The 15,390-nt window shown below is 42.8% G+C and carries 14 protein-coding genes; 5 read left to right on the top strand and 9 right to left on the bottom strand.

The annotated features are described in order from the left end of the window. Window positions 1-53: 53 nt before the first annotated feature. Window positions 54-386: a HopJ type III effector protein gene (locus MKI85_RS07380; RefSeq protein WP_241626410.1), complete on the bottom strand. Its 333-nt coding sequence runs from the start codon at window positions 384-386 to the stop codon at window positions 54-56. Between the two features lie 162 nt (window positions 387-548). Between MKI85_RS07380 and crcB the strand changes: the two genes are divergently transcribed. Then, the gene (gene crcB, locus MKI85_RS07375; protein WP_241626408.1) at window positions 549-932 is read left to right on the top strand and encodes a fluoride efflux transporter CrcB; all 384 of its coding nucleotides are present in this window, start codon (window positions 549-551) and stop codon (window positions 930-932) included. Window positions 933-1,021: 89 nt separating this feature from the next. Here crcB and MKI85_RS07370 read toward each other — a convergent pair whose 3' ends face one another. The 4 genes from MKI85_RS07370 to MKI85_RS07355 all read right to left on the bottom strand — a co-directional run bounded on the left by MKI85_RS07370 (window position 1,022) and on the right by MKI85_RS07355 (window position 4,826). Next, the gene (locus MKI85_RS07370; RefSeq protein WP_241626406.1) at window positions 1,022-1,276 is read right to left on the bottom strand and encodes a type B 50S ribosomal protein L31; all 255 of its coding nucleotides are present in this window, start codon (window positions 1,274-1,276) and stop codon (window positions 1,022-1,024) included. Window positions 1,277-1,375: 99 nt separating this feature from the next. After that, on the bottom strand, window positions 1,376-2,677 hold the full coding sequence (locus MKI85_RS07365; RefSeq protein WP_241626404.1) for an ABC1 kinase family protein: 1,302 nt from the start codon (window positions 2,675-2,677) through the stop codon (window positions 1,376-1,378). Window positions 2,678-2,973: 296 nt separating this feature from the next. Beyond that, a complete protein-coding gene (locus tag MKI85_RS07360; RefSeq protein WP_281070028.1) occupies window positions 2,974-4,272 on the bottom strand; it encodes an MATE family efflux transporter in 1,299 nt (432 codons plus the stop codon). A gap of 92 nt (window positions 4,273-4,364) precedes the next feature. Continuing rightward, window positions 4,365-4,826 (bottom strand): DMT family transporter, encoded by a 462-nt coding sequence (locus MKI85_RS07355; RefSeq protein WP_241626400.1) that lies wholly within the window; start codon window positions 4,824-4,826, stop codon window positions 4,365-4,367. A gap of 124 nt (window positions 4,827-4,950) precedes the next feature. Between MKI85_RS07355 and hemW the strand changes: the two genes are divergently transcribed. Together hemW and MKI85_RS07345 are read left to right on the top strand one after the other, a co-directional pair. Further along, the gene (hemW, locus tag MKI85_RS07350; protein ID WP_241626399.1) at window positions 4,951-6,105 is read left to right on the top strand and encodes a radical SAM family heme chaperone HemW; all 1,155 of its coding nucleotides are present in this window, start codon (window positions 4,951-4,953) and stop codon (window positions 6,103-6,105) included. Window positions 6,106-6,352: 247 nt separating this feature from the next. Continuing rightward, a complete protein-coding gene (locus MKI85_RS07345) occupies window positions 6,353-6,733 on the top strand; it encodes a rod shape-determining protein (protein WP_241626396.1) in 381 nt (126 codons plus the stop codon). Window positions 6,734-6,896: 163 nt separating this feature from the next. On the opposite strand, the gene MKI85_RS07340 is transcribed toward MKI85_RS07345, so the two are convergent. Next, entirely contained in the window at window positions 6,897-8,720 is a 1,824-nt protein-coding gene (locus MKI85_RS07340; RefSeq protein WP_241626394.1) for an acyl-CoA dehydrogenase C-terminal domain-containing protein, read from the bottom strand. 240 nt (window positions 8,721-8,960) lie between these two features. Here MKI85_RS07340 and MKI85_RS07335 point away from each other — a divergent pair, with 240 nt between their 5' ends. Further along, the gene (locus MKI85_RS07335; protein WP_241626392.1) at window positions 8,961-11,381 is read left to right on the top strand and encodes a hypothetical protein; all 2,421 of its coding nucleotides are present in this window, start codon (window positions 8,961-8,963) and stop codon (window positions 11,379-11,381) included. 79 nt (window positions 11,382-11,460) lie between these two features. Here the strand turns inward: MKI85_RS07335 and aroE are convergent, their stop codons facing one another. The 3 genes from aroE to hemF all read right to left on the bottom strand — a co-directional run bounded on the left by aroE (window position 11,461) and on the right by hemF (window position 13,779). Continuing rightward, window positions 11,461-12,249, bottom strand: coding sequence for a shikimate dehydrogenase (gene aroE / locus MKI85_RS07330; RefSeq protein WP_241626390.1), 789 nt, complete (start codon window positions 12,247-12,249; stop codon window positions 11,461-11,463). A 96-nt stretch (window positions 12,250-12,345) separates the two neighbouring features. Continuing rightward, window positions 12,346-12,552, bottom strand: a complete 207-nt coding sequence (locus MKI85_RS07325; RefSeq protein ID WP_241626389.1) for a hypothetical protein — start codon at window positions 12,550-12,552, stop codon at window positions 12,346-12,348. A gap of 285 nt (window positions 12,553-12,837) precedes the next feature. Further along, complete coding sequence (gene hemF / locus MKI85_RS07320; RefSeq protein WP_241626387.1) at window positions 12,838-13,779, bottom strand: oxygen-dependent coproporphyrinogen oxidase; 942 nt, start codon at window positions 13,777-13,779, stop codon at window positions 12,838-12,840. Between the two features lie 233 nt (window positions 13,780-14,012). Between hemF and hemN the strand changes: the two genes are divergently transcribed. Further along, entirely contained in the window at window positions 14,013-15,383 is a 1,371-nt protein-coding gene (hemN, locus tag MKI85_RS07315; protein ID WP_241626385.1) for an oxygen-independent coproporphyrinogen III oxidase, read from the top strand. Window positions 15,384-15,390: the final 7 nt, after the last annotated feature.

Below are 15,390 nucleotides of genomic sequence, written 5' to 3'. Positions count from 1 at the left end.
CACTTTGAATAAAGCAAAGGAACTGAACAGTGCGGGTGCAGTTTAACGTGCAATTATTTTGCAGTTAATGCTTGCCCTTCGAATTCAATGCCTGCCCAGCCGTGTTGCATAAACTGGCGGATATTCTGATGATCTGTCGCGTCTGGAGTTGCCAATACCGCTGCATAGTGTTCAGCAAATAAAGACAAGGTTTGCTCAGGATTTAAATCATTCAGTTGCGCAAAAGAAAACACTTTGGCACTGCCTTGGTTTTCAGTTGCAGCATTGCTGTGTTGTCCATTTTTGAATGCCGTTGGGGTATGGGTATAACGCGCTTCAATATACGCCAATACATCTGCAAATTTTGCTTCACCAGATTGTAATTGTGCAAGTAAGTCCTGAGCCATAATGTCCTCAAACACAGTAGAAAATGGGTTCTGACTATAACAAGTTTTATCCAAATTCGGAGGATTTTTCTCAGAATTCGTTGTGTGTTGAATAGCTCAAACGTTGACAATAAGGGATGGGAAGAGGATAACAGGATTTATTTGGATGAAGATGATCAAGGCATGAATTGGCTGTTAGTGGCTTTGGGTGGTGCAATCGGTGCTGTTTCACGTTATGGGTTGGGCAGTTATCTGATTAAATCCAGTTCGACTTTTCCGTGGGCAACTTGGTGCATCAATATTCTCGGCTGTTTTTTGGCAGGTGTGTTCTTTGCCTTTAGTCTGAAATATCCAACTTTACAGAATCAAGCCCGTTTATTGTTGATGGTCGGCATTTTAGGAGGATTCACCACATTTTCCAGTTTTGGACTCGAAACCTTTAATTTATTACGCGAAGGCCAAGTCATGTCGGCAATTGGTTATGCTGTATCAAGTATGATGCTTGGGGTGATTTTTTTGGCGATTGGCTATTTGATTTTTTCGCAGTTGTTGCAATTCAAAGCATAGGCATAAAAAAGAAGTCTAAGTGGAGGATAGAGACTTAGACTTCTGAATAGTTGTAGTTTAGAACGTCAAACTTAAAACAAGATTAATTTTTAACGATTCCGCTGAAAACGAGAAAAACGCTTATTAAAGCTGGCAACACGACCTTCGTTGCTGGCTTGACGCACTTCACCGGTATAGAACGGATGTGAGGCACTGGAAATATCTAAAGTGACATAAGGATAGCTTTGACCTTGATATTCACGTTGCTGCTTGGTTTGCAAAGTACTGCCAATAATAAAATAGGCATCGGCATTGGTGTCATGGAACAGCACTTCTCGGTATTCAGGATGGATATTTGGACGCATAGCAGGACTCCCTGATGAGTTTTAATTGATATGTTATAATATAACATAAATAAACCAAATAAAAAGGCCGATGTTGCCAGCGACCTTTTTTATCTCTAGTTAACCGTGTGGAGAAGGCACCAACTCTTCAAACACATCATTTAAATTGTCATTTACCTTTAAATGAATCAGATTCCAATAATGTCCCGACACGGTACGATTCACCATTAAGGTGTCAGGTGAAGGTTTAAATACATCCCAGTATTTCAGTGAGGATTTCACCAGTTCCATGCCATCATGATGTGCTGAATTTTCTGCAAAATCATAATGTGTGGTCAGCGGACGCATCAAGACTTCCAACCATGCTTTATATAATTCTTCAGGAAACTTTCCTTGTTCAGCAATCGCATGTAAGGCATCCAGTTGCTGTTCAATTTCGGAAATATCCTGTCGACGTGCCGCCTGAATGAGTTGCTTAAAGTGATGTACCACTTCATTGGAGAGAATTTTGACGCCCCCGAAGTCATAAATAATCACACTACCATCTTCACGGAAGGCGAAGTTACCTGGGTGTGGGTCACAGTGAAAACGCTTTAGATAGAAAATTTCTTGCCCAATGGCACGCAGTAAACGTCGACCCAATTCATTACGGATTTCTGGTGCCCAGGTGCTGGCGGTTTCAATACTTTCACCAGTCTCTAGGCTTAAGGTCAGAATATGTCGTGAAGAATATTCAGGGTAGACTTTGGGAATAATAATTTTGCTGTCGAGTTTTTCGTGGAACGTGCGTGCCACTTCCAAATTCTGCGCTTCAATTTGATAATTCAGCTCATTATCTAAACTGTGTTGAATTTCTTTAAATAGGCGGTCTTGTAATTTGCGATCGACCTTTAACACGCCCATCAGCCGCAAGGCGAGACGAACTTGCTTCAGGTCACTTTCACAGGCTTCATCTACCCCTGGATATTGTACCTTGACCACCACTTGTTCCCCGTGTGGCAAGATGGCCTTATGCACCTGACCAATTGAAGCAGCTGCAAAGGGTTGTTCATCAAACTGTTTAAAGATTTGCTCTAAGGGTTTGCCCAGTTCTCTTTCGACTTGTTTTTTTATGTCAGCAAAGGGCATGGCAGGGGCTTGGCGTTGCAGTTTGGCAATGGCACGTGCCACTTCAGGCGGAAAGATATCTTTATATTGTGAGGCAATCTGACCGACTTTCATCACGGCGCCTTTCATTTCCCCCAGCGTGTCGGCAATTTGCACCCCAATGTCTTGAAACAATTTACTGCGCGCCGCATTTTTTTGTTCTTCATCGGCATTAAAGTTTTTAATGGAATTGGACACGGTTTTGGTGGCAATACTTGCCGTCATACTGGCAAGTTTCATAAAGCGACGACCAGATGTATGTGTCGTTTTAGCCATGCAGTGTTCCTCGGAAAGATCTCGGTCTGGGGTGTTTTGATCATAGGCGTTAAATCTGGGTTTGCCTATTTTAAATTGTTAAAAATGCGTAGAAGTATTTCAATCTTTGGTTGAATTTAGCCTTTTAGCTGTTTATCGCGGCATTTTTTGTATTGAATTTCTTGCAGGGAAAGAAGAAAAAAAGCAGAAGGGAAGATGAAATGCGGTGTGGTTTAAATGACTTAAAGATCAATGTCGCAATCGAATGATGCTGCAATGACCTTGAGCACGAGGCTCAAAGTCATCATAAAAATGGCTTAAGTGGTCAGTTTCAGGCGCTGGTTATTCAGATACAAGCGGCTAAGCAAGAGTACACAGGCAACGCTTAAACCGACAATCAAGCCGACCCAAACTCCTGCGGCTTGCATGGAGGTGAAGCGCGCCAAATAAATGCCGACAGGGAAAGCCACCACCCAGTAAGCCAGCATGGTAATCCACATGGGACCTTTGGTGTCTTGCATCCCCCGTAAGCAACCTGCGGCGCTGACTTGCCAAGCATCCATGAGTTGGTAGGCAATCGCGAACAAAACCAGATACATGGCAATTTGAGTCACATCATAATCTGAGGTATAAATTGCAATAATTTCAGCACGCAGCAGCCACAGCAGCAGCATGGTAATCAGGGCGAAAAAGGTGCCCGCAGCCAGTCCGAGATATTGCACTTTACGCATCGCTGCCCAGTTTTTCTCACCATAATAGGTGCCGACCCGAATGGTCAGGGCAATTGCCAAGGACATTGGAATCATAAACAACTGCGAGGTAATCGAAATCGCAATTTGATGTGCCGCAACGATGGTATCGCCCAAGGGACTCAGAATAATGGCAGCAGTACTAAAGATACTGACTTCAAAGAAAATGGCTAAGCCAATCGGTAAACCGAGTTTTAAAATGCGTTTGACCCAGTATTGGTCGAGCTTTTCCCACAGTGCAAACACCTGTGTAGAACGGTAAGCACTACTTTTATAAATATAGCTGGCAAGGGTCAAGAACATCAGCCATTGTAAAATGGCCGTTGCAAAACCACAGCCAGCACTGCCCAGTTCAGGCACAGGACCTAAGCCATACATAAATACAAAGTTGAGCGGAATCAGTGCTATTAAAGCCAATAGACTGATTGCGGTCACTGGACGTGGATAACCCAATGCTTCGGAATAACCGCGTAAGGCAGCGTACATGGTGACAGCAGGCATCCCAAAACCAATTGCATGTAAAAACAGGCTGGCTTTAGGCTGTAAACTTTCAGGCACACCAAATATCGGCAGTAAAAATGGCATAACCTGTAAAATTAGCCCTGCAATCATCCCTAAAATAAATGCCACCCATAAGGACTGTCGAGCAATGGTGGCAATTTTTTCAGGGGTACGCGCACCTTTGGCTTCCGCCACCAATGGGGTCGTGGCGATCATGATGCCGCTGAACAGCAGCATCACAGGAATCCATAAGCCGACACCCACAGCAATGGCTGCGAGGTCTGTGGCAGAAAGATGTCCTGCCATAATGGTATCAATTAAGCCCAAACCTGCTTGGGCAAATTGCGTTACCAAAATTGGTAACATTAAGTGGAAAAGTTGTTTTAATTCATAGCGGGTAGATATGACATTCGACACAAAAATTACTCATCTTCATTATGTGCTTGGTCAGAATAAATTTAGCGTTGTAAAGTGAGAAGCACACCAATAAAAATTACGACGCCACCAAGTAAACGCTGCCAATTTACAGGCGTTTTGTCGGTACCAAGTAGACCATAATGGTCAAAAATCATCGAAGTCAGGATTTGACCGAAAATGACCAAACCTGAAAACGTGAGAAAACCTAATTTGGGGGCAGTATAGATGCTTATACTGATGGCATAAACCCCCAAGCAACCGCCCAACCATAAGTACCAAGGAATACTGGAAAAATCTTGTAAATGGGGTTTTTCTGAGGGCAAGATGAGGACCAGTAAAGCCAATACCAGTGTGCCTACGCAGAAAGATAAAAGCCCAGCTTGGAGCGGGGAATATAAATGTTCTCTCAGCTGGCTATTAATTGAGGTCTGGAAGGTCATGGCAATGCCAATACCGAATGTCAGCGGTAACATAAACAGCAATTGGCTTGATATTTTAATCATTTCAACCCATTCATTCTTCTTGTCTTTTTATCAGTCTAATGCAAATACACACAGATTTCATAAGTGTCTTGATGCAGTCATGTTAAAATGTGCATGATTTTCGCTGCACTTTAGAGTCCTATCCTTGGCTGAATTACTTCCCGCAAATATTCCGTTGTCTTTATATATCCATATGCCGTGGTGTGTGCGTAAGTGTCCATATTGCGACTTTAACTCGCATGCGGTGCCTGACGGCAAACTGTCTTTAGATTTAGAGCAACAATATTTACAGGCTTTGGTGGAAGACTTTAAAACTCAAGTTGAATTTGCTCAAGGTCGTAGCATTCATAGTGTATTTATCGGTGGAGGAACGCCATCGCTGATTTCGGCACAAGGTTACCAATGGCTGTTTAGTCAATTGAAAGCCATGCTGCCTTTTGAAACTGATTGTGAGATTACGCTAGAAGCCAACCCAGGTACGGTAGAACATGATCCTTTTGCCGATTATTTGGCAACAGGCATTAATCGCTTATCGATTGGCGTGCAAAGTTTTGATACCGAGCATTTACAAAAACTTGGACGAATTCATAGCAATAACGATGCAATTTCCGCGATTGGTTTGGCGCGAGATGCTGGCTTTCAACGGATTAATGTCGATTTAATGCATGGCTTGCCTGAGCAGACTTTAGAACAAGCCTTATTGGATTTAAAACTGGCAGTGGAAAGTGGTGCGACACATATTTCATGGTATCAACTAACCATTGAACCGAATACCGTGTTTTTTAGAACCCAGCCAATTTTACCTGTGGATACGGTGCTAGAAGAGATTCAGGCACAAGGTGAAGCCTATTTAAAAGCCCAAGGTTTTGTGAACTATGAAGTCTCGGCTTGGCGTAAAGAATTACCTTCGGCACATAATTTAAATTACTGGCAATTTGGCGATTATCTTGCGATTGGGGCGGGGGCACATGCCAAAGTTACGATGCCTAATGGTGTTTACCGTTTCCAGAAGACCCGTTTACCCAAAGATTATTTAGCCAAAGTTCCTGCTGAGCATGTGCAGTTTAAACGGATTGAAGCGGATGAGTTGCCGTTTGAATTTATGATGAATGCTTTACGGTTAAATGACGGTGTAGCTGCTGAAAATTATGCACAGCGTACAGGTTTAAGTTTGGATGATTTGTCTGAAACTTTAGCTTCGTTGCGCAGTCGAAAATTGATGCTGGAAGATGAAACTCGTTTGGCATGTACCGAGCAGGGGCATGTGTTTTTAAATTCAGTATTGGAAGAGTTTTTGTGAGTTCTACACAAAATAATAGAGAAACTTGAATAGCCAATGAAAATACCCAATCAAGCATGACTGGGTCTTTTCATCGATTATAATTTTTTCTTTAAAGTAGAGAATTTATTTTTTACAATTGGTTATGTAAGCCCTTATTTCAAATCATCAGTAATGATCGTTCATAAGGCTTGAGAGAAAAGGTGAAAATTAAAAATTAGAGAAAATATATTTATAATCCAATAAATTTTCAAACTAAGAACTAGAAATGATTAAAGATGATTTAAATAAACATCCTAAAGCTATATGGATACATTTTTATAAAGATTGTATGAAATTGATGGAAATGGATGACACCGTCAAAGCAATAGAAATACCCAAAATGCATTATCATCATCCAAGAATAATTTTGGCAGATTTTGAAAGTGCTTCAATAACTTTAAAAGCCTTGATGAAACATCATTCTAAAGGTTTTTCATTTTTAAAGATCACAGTCCCTATAGCCCTTGTTCAAATTATGGAACCCATACCACATGGGTTGGCAAAAATTGAAATACGCGCATTTACTGAATTATTTTTGGGTACAGGAGTGCGTGAAGTCAAACTATATGACCAGCATGGCAATCTTATTGAAATGGATGGTCGTTGATGTTTATGTGTTTTTGATGAAGTTGAAATGTAATAGCTGATACTTAGCCTGCTTTAAACAATATTCAAAAGCGTAATTGAAAATAAAACTGAATTAGCAAAATACATATTTAAAAATAGATAAAAAAGACCGCCGCAGCGGTCTTTTATATTTTAACTGTAAATTAGTAATCAAAACTAAAATGTTCAGCCGCCAAAGAGGTCATGGTGCGTGAAGGGTTCACCATTGCTTCGGCATGACCTTGGGTGCGGGGTAACAAACGCTCAAAGTAGAAGTCTGCCACTTTAATTTTCGCTTTATAGAATTCTGTAGTTTCTTGACCATCACCCGCAGCGAGCTTAGCGGACGCCACTGCAGCCTGTTGCGCCCAGAAGTACGCCATCATTACATAGCCCGAGAACATTAAGAAATCAACAGACGCACTCGAAACAATGTCACGGTCCTTACGGGCTGCCAACATAATGCGGACAGTTAAGGTATTCCATTGTGCACATAATTTAGTTAAATCCCACGCAAAACGACGCATATATTTATTGCGTGCATGGAGACCACAGAACTTCAAAATTTCAGCGGTGTAGTCACGAATGACTTTGCCTTTAGAGGTCAGTAAAACCTTGCGACCAATTAGATCTAGCGCTTGAACACCTGTCGTGCCTTCGTACAGCGTAGCAATACGGGCGTCACGCACAATCTGCTCCATGCCCCATTCTTTAATATAGCCATGCCCACCAAACACTTGCATGCCATGGTTTGCCGCTTCAAAGCCTAATTCAGTCAGGAAGCCTTTTAAAATTGGGGTATAGAAACCTAAATGGTCATCATGCTCTTCGTAAGCAGCAGTATCGCCACGGATTAAGGCATCCGCCATTTTATCGGCAATTTGTGCGGCATGATAAATCATGGCACGACCACCTTCCGCAACCGCTTTTTGCGTCAGCAACATACGACGCACATCGGCATGGTGAATAATTGCATCTGCCACTTTATCAGGGTCTTTTTTACCCGAAAGCGCACGCATGGACATCCGTTCTTTGGCATAAGGCAAAGCACCTTGGAATGACAGTTCTGCATGGGCAATGCCTTGAATCGCAGTACCTATACGTGCGGTATTCATAAAGGTAAACATGGCATGTAAGCCTTTGTTGGGCTCACCAATCAAATAACCCACAGCATTATCAAAATTCAACACAGAGGTCGCAGAGGCACGAATCCCCATTTTGTGCTCAATTGAACCACAGGTCACAGGGTTGCGTTCACCCATGCTACCATCGGCATTTACTAAGAATTTCGGCACAATAAACAGCGAGATACCTTTGGTGCCCGCTGGGGCATCAGGTAGGCGTGCTAGCACGATATGTACAATGTTTTCAGTCAGGTCGTGTTCACCTGCGGAAATAAAAATTTTGGTGCCGGAAATGTGATAAGTGCCATCAGCATTGGGTTCGGCTTTGGTTTTGACTTGGCCTAAGTCGGTACCACATTGTGGTTCAGTCAAACACATGGTGCCAGACCAAGTTCCTGCCACTAAATTCGGCATATACAGATTTTTTTGCTCATCACTACCAAACTGTAAAATAGTATTCATACAGCCAATACTTAAGCCCGGATACATCTGGAAAGACCAGTTTGCGGTCCCCATCATTTCAGATTTAATCAGGTTTAACGATTGTGGTAAGTTTTGTCCGCCAAACTCTTCAGGGAAAGAAAGCCCTTGCCAGCCGCCTTGTACAAACTGGTCATAAGCTTCTTTAAAGCCTTTTGGTGTTTTCACTTCACCATTGTCAAAATGGCAACCTTCTTCATCGCCGGATTGATAGAGTGGAGAGAGTACGTTTTCACAGAAATCCGCTGCACCTTCTAGAATCATGTCTACAGTGTCAGCATCGGCGAGTTCGCCATTGGATAAAGTTTTATAATGTGCAGGGTAATCAAACACTTCATTCATTAAAAAGCGAATGTCGTGTAGAGGGGCTTTATATGCTGGCATGATATTAATCCTAATTTAAAAATAGTTTTGGATTATCCGAATCGATAATTTGATTATTCACATTAGTTATAAAAATACATTGATAGTGTAGCCCAATAAAAATGTCAGAAAGGCTAATTGACGTAAAAAATGTTATCAAAATATTGTATTTTTTTGCTACAGTAACCGCGGTCTTTTGATCGTTTAATCAATTTTCTTGATGTCTTAAAGTATAAATAAATAAGGGGTTTAAAAAAACCTATGCGTTTAAAATATTTAAGTTGCTGTCTTTTAAGTTTGAGCATGATCGGTTGCTCCCAGCATGTCATAAAATCCAATCCGAATACATCTTCTCAGCAGATGACACTGGAACAGCAAGCTGTCAAAGGTGTGAATGCGATGTATGAATACCCAAGCTATGATTATCGCGGTAGCATGGGCTTTCAGTTTGATACCAGCACAAGCAAAGTTTCAGGTTCCAAAGCACCATCCAGTGCGGCACAGGCTTTAGACCCTGCAATTCAAAAGCAGTTGGACCAGTATTTGAAACAGCAAAAACTGTCACTCAGCAAGCAAGAAAAACAAGCCTTATATGCGGCAATGCTTGATCAGCAAAATCCGTATGCGCGTTATGGTAAAGGTTCGGACTCTTCGGCAGCACGTGTCGCTGCAGGGATCACGAATTTTATGAATGATTTGCAAATCAATTACGATGGTTCGGTGCATTATCGCGACAAATTGGCATCCCTGAATTTAGTCGCGAAATATCAAAAACCGACCTTATTGGTTGAAGCCAAAGTGCCTATGGTGGTGGATTTTCAAAACTATAAATTCTATGCCAACTATTTTGCCTTAATGCCGTACTTGGTGAATAAGGATAGTCAGGCCTCTTTTGCCTATCTGGATTTCTCTAAATATAAAAAAGAACTCCAACGCGTCAATCTACCGAAGCTGGTGGATTATTTGAAACAATTAAATGCCTTACCTTATGTGCTCGCGGATGCGAAGCAGTTGCAGCGTGTGAATGTGAGCGCGCAAGAAAAACAGCAGGGCATTAGCAATAAAATTCGCTATCAAGGGGATTTGGGCAGTTTGATCCTGCAAATGAGTGCTTTTGAACAGGTCAATAAACCTTATTTCAATCAGCAGGTTTTGGGCTTGGTTGAGTCAGCTTCAGTCGGCGAGGATGCTGTAGCAACTTCAACAGCTGAGGCAGAAAAAGCAGTAGCCGCAGCTGAAGAGACAGGTGGCTCTATCAGTGCCCAAGCTTATGCATCTTCCGATCGAGTCAGTACCTTGATTAATGATCGTTTGGATGAGCTGCTCTATTCAGGACAAGATGCGGCAGATGAGGTGGTTGAGGCCGAAGAAGCAAGTTGTGAGGGTGATCAGAGCACCTGCGATATCGCTGAATCCGCATATACTGATGCTGAGGATGCTGTCGAAACCGATGTAGATGCCCGTGCAGTCGATGCGGATGCAGAAGAAACAAGTGTGTTGTCTGAACAGGCTTGTGAGGCACTCTTGACCAGCAAAAAACATTTGGCGATTGGTGATGTGACCTATTGTCAGGAGATGTATGGCATCGAGCTACTACAATCTGAACAAGGCAGTGCCCCAGTCTCTACTTCGACTTCTGGTTTAGAGAAAAAACTGGCTGCCATGCAAACGGTACAGCACATTTTTGAACCTTATGTCAGTGCGCAATTGACGGATGTGCAAGCCTTTAAAGCATTGTGGCTCAAGCATCAAGCGGAAATTCAGGCCGCTGTTGCAGACAGTGGACAAGCGATGCCAATCCGTATTGAAGTGGCATTAGATGCGCAAGGGCGCGCAGTCGATTTGGATTACCAATTAGAGTTTAAAGATGACACCATTGGTAAGATGGGAGTGCATATAGATATGCAAGTGTCGAATTATGGGCGTGCCACACCAATTGATAAAAAAGCCTTACGCGAAGCCAAATCGATTGAAGAAGTCACCAAAGGCTCCATGCTGGAAAATGTGATTACTGGCTTTGCCAAGTCCTTGGGGGTGTCTGAGGAAGTTGCAGCAGGTGAGCAGGCGGAAACTTTGAGTTTTGATGAGCACTTGTCTGAATTAGCCGTGAAGACTTATGCCAAGACGGGATCTTATGTCAAAACTTATCAAGCGGTCTTTGTGTTGATGCTCTCAGCCAATCGACCTGAAGTGATGAAGCACTATAGCAATACTGAGTTGAATGAAATTGCAGAAGTCTATGCCTATCGCTTTAATGATCGTTTAGATGAACCTAAAGGCAAAGCCTTAACACGTTTGAATAGTCTGAAAGAAAAGCATAAATTGCTGGAACCTGATCAGTTTGATGAGCTGGGTTATAGTGCTGCACGCATTGTACAGGCGGCTTCAGAAGGCGCGAAAGAACGTCAGGCGTGGGATAAACGTATTCAGCAATACAAAACTCCACAAGCGGTATTTGCCAATTATTATGCTGAATTGTTCAAAGATGACTATGAATTGAACGCTGAGCAGGCGAAAGCCTTAACAGAGGCAGCAGTTGTGTTGGGTCAGGCTTTTGCAGATGATCGCAAGCATAAACTTTCAGAACAGTCGATTGTCAAGCTCAACAAAGAACACAATGGTTTGTTTGATTTTGATTTGTATGAACAAGCGTATGTGGATGTAGTGACTCATTTGAAATAAGTGCACTTTACAAAAAAGCCAGCCGATAAGGGCTGGCTTTTTTTATGGCTAAAAGTAGCTTACATCTGTGATGCGGAAATTAAAGGAAATCTTTTAATTCAGGTTTTACCCCATTCCAAATTGAAAAGGCTTCGATGGCCTGACCAACCAGCATACCGAAGCCTTCTGAGGTAGGCACACCGCGTGCTTTGGCTTGATCAAGGAACGTAGATGGCTTGCCATATGCCATTTCATAGGCATGTTGGAACTTCAGTTGTTCTGGAAGAATCAAGGCTTCGCCACTGAGGCTGGCAGAAGTGGCATTAATCACCAAATCGTATTCACCTGCCAAGTCGGTCAAGGCGGTTGCGCTTAGTTCTGCTTCAGCGACATGCGGTTGTAAGTCTGCAACCAATTGCTCTGCACGGGATAAGGTGCGATTGGCAATCACGATTTTTTTTGCACCCGCCTGAACAAGCGGATAGATCACGCCACGTGTTGCACCGCCTGCACCTAAAATCAAAATACGGCTTTGCGCGAGTGACCAGCCCAAAGCATGAATGGCATCTACCAGACCTTGACCATCGGTATTGTCACCATACAATTTGCCATCCTGCATCCACAGGGTATTCACTGCTTTGGCCATTTTGGCACGTTCGGTCAGCACCTGACATTGGGCAAAGGCTTGCTCTTTAAATGGCACGGTCACATTCATGCCGCAACCGCCATGCGCAAAAAACGCCTGCACACTGGCTTCAAAGCCATCGAGTGGCGCTAAGCGTTTGTTGTACTCTAAGTCGATGCCTGTTTTTGCTGCAAAGGCATGATGCAGTTCAGGGGAACGAGACTGTTCAATCGGGTTGCCGATGACAGCGAATTGTTTGCGCATCGCACAGAATCCATGTGAGAAATGCTGTTCAATATACGGTAAATTGCACCAAGGCTAAAGCGTTCCCCCATTTTTTCTACGGGAGAGATCCAGCGCTTATGGGTTGCAAATAGCGTGAATGGTATCCAAGATAAGTTTTACCGTCGTCAGAGTTAAGCCAATGCCTGCAAGTACAGCAAGACTGATCGAGGCATTATCATTGAACGCACTTTCGGAAAAAATCGTCGTACTGATCGAGCTTAGAAAGACGATGGCAAAGCAGAAAAGAACCATGATGGTTGAACTTACTCTTTTTGCAAACATGTTAGATACCTCAGATAACAGTATAGAACGATACTGGATTTTAATGTCACTCAAATGAATATACTAAAAATAAATGCATTGAGCTTAGGTATTTTTAAACCGCAATGAACACGAATGCTATTTGAAAGCTGTGACCGTATTTTTGATTTATGCAAAGAACAGACATTTTTTGTAGAGAGCATTTTATGGGGAGTTGGTAGGGAAATATACAGAATCTAAGCAAAAGTCGCCCTAATTTGCTCAAAAAGGGCGTACCTAGGGTTTTAAAATTGTAAGGCTGAGTGTCTATTTGAGTAAATTAAGCCAATCCTGTGGTTTTAAATAGTAATCGGTCAGGCGTTTTTCAGGGCTATTCTCTTCCCATTCAGGACGATAGCTCCATGCCGCCAAATTTGGTAGGCTGACTAAAATGGATTCGATCCGTCCACCTGTTTGCAGTCCAAATAGGGTACCTCGGTCATACACCAGATTGTATTCCACATAACGACCACGACGGTACAGTTGAAATTCACGCTGTGCTTCGGTATAAGGCTTATCTTGGTTTTTCTGGAAGATCGGGAGAATCGCTTCTAGATAACCATTGCCGACCGCTTGAATGTAGTTAAAACAGGTTTCAAAGTCCCATTGATTCAGATCATCAAAGAATAAACCACCCACTCCGCGTTGTTCATCACGATGCTTTAAGTAGAAATAGTCATCGCACCATTGCTTATGTTGCGCATAGACGTCATCACCAAATGGGGCGCAGAGTTCAAAGGCTTTTTGATGCCAAGCCAATACATCTTCATCATTTGGATAAAATGGGGTTAAATCGAAACCGCCGCCGAACCACCAGATGGGATCTTGTCCCTCAGGCTCTGCTACAAATAGACGCACATTGGCATGTGAGGTCGGGACATTTGGGTTTTTAGGATGAATCACCAAAGACACGCCCATGGCTTGTGCCTTGGCTCCTGCAATGGTGGGATGGCGCTCGGTTGCAGAAGCGGGCAGCTTGGAAATGTTGATGTGCGAGAACATCACCCCACCTTTTTCAATCACCGTGCCATTTTGCAAGACTCGTGAACGTCCACCACCGCCTTCGGGACGATGCCAATCATCAATCTCAAATTCAGCAGTTCCACCACCAGCACGTTCTTGTTGTTCTAGGCTGGCACAAATACGGGCTTGCAAATCGAGGAGAAAATCACGAACACGTTGAATATCAGTGGACGTTGGATGTTGCATCTCAAGCCTCTAAAGAAAAATAAAAAGATGGCTTAACATGTAACATAAAATCATAAAAAACTTAAGGATTTTTTCTTTAACACGTGGGCGGCTTCATCGGCTTGAGATGGACTATCTTGCTGATCTGGCAACACTTATTCCGACTAAAAGGCTAGGTTGAATTCTTAATTTAAGCTCCGCACAATAGGGGCTGAAAGCCTGTATTTACAGGCAAAGATTTAAATGGGGCACCCATGACTCAAGCCAATTCACTGATTCAAAAGTACAATGTTGCTGGTCCACGCTATACCAGTTATCCGACTGTGCCCTATTGGGAAGAGCAAGATTTTAGTCTGACGCTTTGGAAGCAGAGCTTAAAACGGGCTTTTGATGAGTCCAATGCAAGTGAAGGCATTAGTCTGTATATCCATCTGCCTTTTTGTGAAAGCTTGTGTACTTTCTGTGGCTGCCATAAAAAAGTGACCAAGAAACATGAGATGGAGCAGCCCTATATTCAGGCGGTGTTAAAAGAGTGGGACTTGTATTGCCAATTGTTGGTGGATAAACCAATCATCAAAGAAATTCATTTGGGTGGAGGTACGCCGACCTTCTTTTCGGTTGAGCATTTAACCCAACTGATTCAGGGAATTTTGGCAAAGGCTGAAATTGCAGATGAATATGAGTTTAGTTTTGAGGGGCATCCGAACAACACCACGCGTGAACATCTGCAAGCCCTGTATGACCTTGGTTTCCGCCGTGTCAGTTATGGAGTGCAGGATTATAATGAAAAGGTACAAAAAGCCATTCATCGGATTCAACCCTTTGCACATGTACAGCAAGTGACTGAGTGGGCAAGAGAAATTGGCTATACCTCTATTTCGCATGATCTGGTCTTTGGTTTGCCGTTTCAGGATTTAGCCGATGTGTTACATACCATTGACCAAACCAACAATTTAAAGCCTGATCGTTTGGCATTTTACAGTTATGCACATGTGCCTTGGATTAAGGGCAACGGACAACGTGGTTTTAAAGATCAAGATGTACCGAAAGATGAACTAAAGCGCCAATTGTATGAAGAGGGCAAGAAAAAGCTGTTGGCGCAGGGCTATCAGGAAATTGGCATGGATCATTTTGCACTAAAACACGACAAGATGTATCAGGCCTTCCAGCAAGAAAATCTGCACCGTAACTTTATGGGCTACACTTCATCGAAAACCCAAGTCATGATTGGTTTGGGACTGTCCTCAATTAGTGACAGTTGGTACAGCTTTGCACAAAATGAAAAGACCTTAGAAGATTATTATGCGCGTTTGGAGCAGAATGAAATTCCTGTGTATCGCGGGCATGTCCTCACCTCAGAAGACTTAGTGATTCGACAACATATTCTAAACTTGATGTGTACGTTTACCACGTCATGGCAAGAGCAGAAATTGGCATTTCCTGAACTGCCGCAAGTATTAGAGCAATTGGAAGAAATGCAAAAAGATGGCTTATTAAATATTGTAGCAGACCGTATTCAGATTACTGAACAGGGCAAACCTTTCGTGCGCAATATCTGCATGGCGTTTGATTTACGCCTCAGTCGCAAGATGCCGAACAATCGGATTTTCTCCATGACAATTTAAAACTGTC

It is taken from the genome of Acinetobacter zhairuonensis (genome assembly GCF_022601715.1).
Lineage (GTDB): Bacteria > Pseudomonadota > Gammaproteobacteria > Pseudomonadales > Moraxellaceae > Acinetobacter.
This window is presented reverse-complemented; position numbering and strand designations above follow the sequence as displayed.

What these genes read in the sequence shown, in the direction of transcription:
- MKI85_RS07380 (WP_241626410.1), bottom strand. Translation starts at nt 386, where the DNA reads ATGGCTCAGGACTTACTTGCACAATTACAATCTGGTGAAGCAAAATTT.
- crcB (WP_241626408.1), top strand. Translation starts at nt 549, where the DNA reads ATGAATTGGCTGTTAGTGGCTTTGGGTGGTGCAATCGGTGCTGTTTCA.
- MKI85_RS07370 (WP_241626406.1), bottom strand. Translation starts at nt 1,276, where the DNA reads ATGCGTCCAAATATCCATCCTGAATACCGAGAAGTGCTGTTCCATGAC.
- MKI85_RS07365 (WP_241626404.1), bottom strand. Translation starts at nt 2,677, where the DNA reads ATGGCTAAAACGACACATACATCTGGTCGTCGCTTTATGAAACTTGCC.
- MKI85_RS07360 (WP_281070028.1), bottom strand. Translation starts at nt 4,272, where the DNA reads ATGTTACCAATTTTGGTAACGCAATTTGCCCAAGCAGGTTTGGGCTTA.
- MKI85_RS07355 (WP_241626400.1), bottom strand. Translation starts at nt 4,826, where the DNA reads ATGATTAAAATATCAAGCCAATTGCTGTTTATGTTACCGCTGACATTC.
- MKI85_RS07345 (WP_241626396.1), top strand. Translation starts at nt 6,353, where the DNA reads ATGATTAAAGATGATTTAAATAAACATCCTAAAGCTATATGGATACAT.
- MKI85_RS07340 (WP_241626394.1), bottom strand. Translation starts at nt 8,720, where the DNA reads ATGCCAGCATATAAAGCCCCTCTACACGACATTCGCTTTTTAATGAAT.
- MKI85_RS07335 (WP_241626392.1), top strand. Translation starts at nt 8,961, where the DNA reads ATGCGTTTAAAATATTTAAGTTGCTGTCTTTTAAGTTTGAGCATGATC.
- aroE (WP_241626390.1), bottom strand. Translation starts at nt 12,249, where the DNA reads ATGCGCAAACAATTCGCTGTCATCGGCAACCCGATTGAACAGTCTCGT.
- MKI85_RS07325 (WP_241626389.1), bottom strand. Translation starts at nt 12,552, where the DNA reads ATGTTTGCAAAAAGAGTAAGTTCAACCATCATGGTTCTTTTCTGCTTT.
- hemF (WP_241626387.1), bottom strand. Translation starts at nt 13,779, where the DNA reads ATGCAACATCCAACGTCCACTGATATTCAACGTGTTCGTGATTTTCTC.
- hemN (WP_241626385.1), top strand. Translation starts at nt 14,013, where the DNA reads ATGACTCAAGCCAATTCACTGATTCAAAAGTACAATGTTGCTGGTCCA.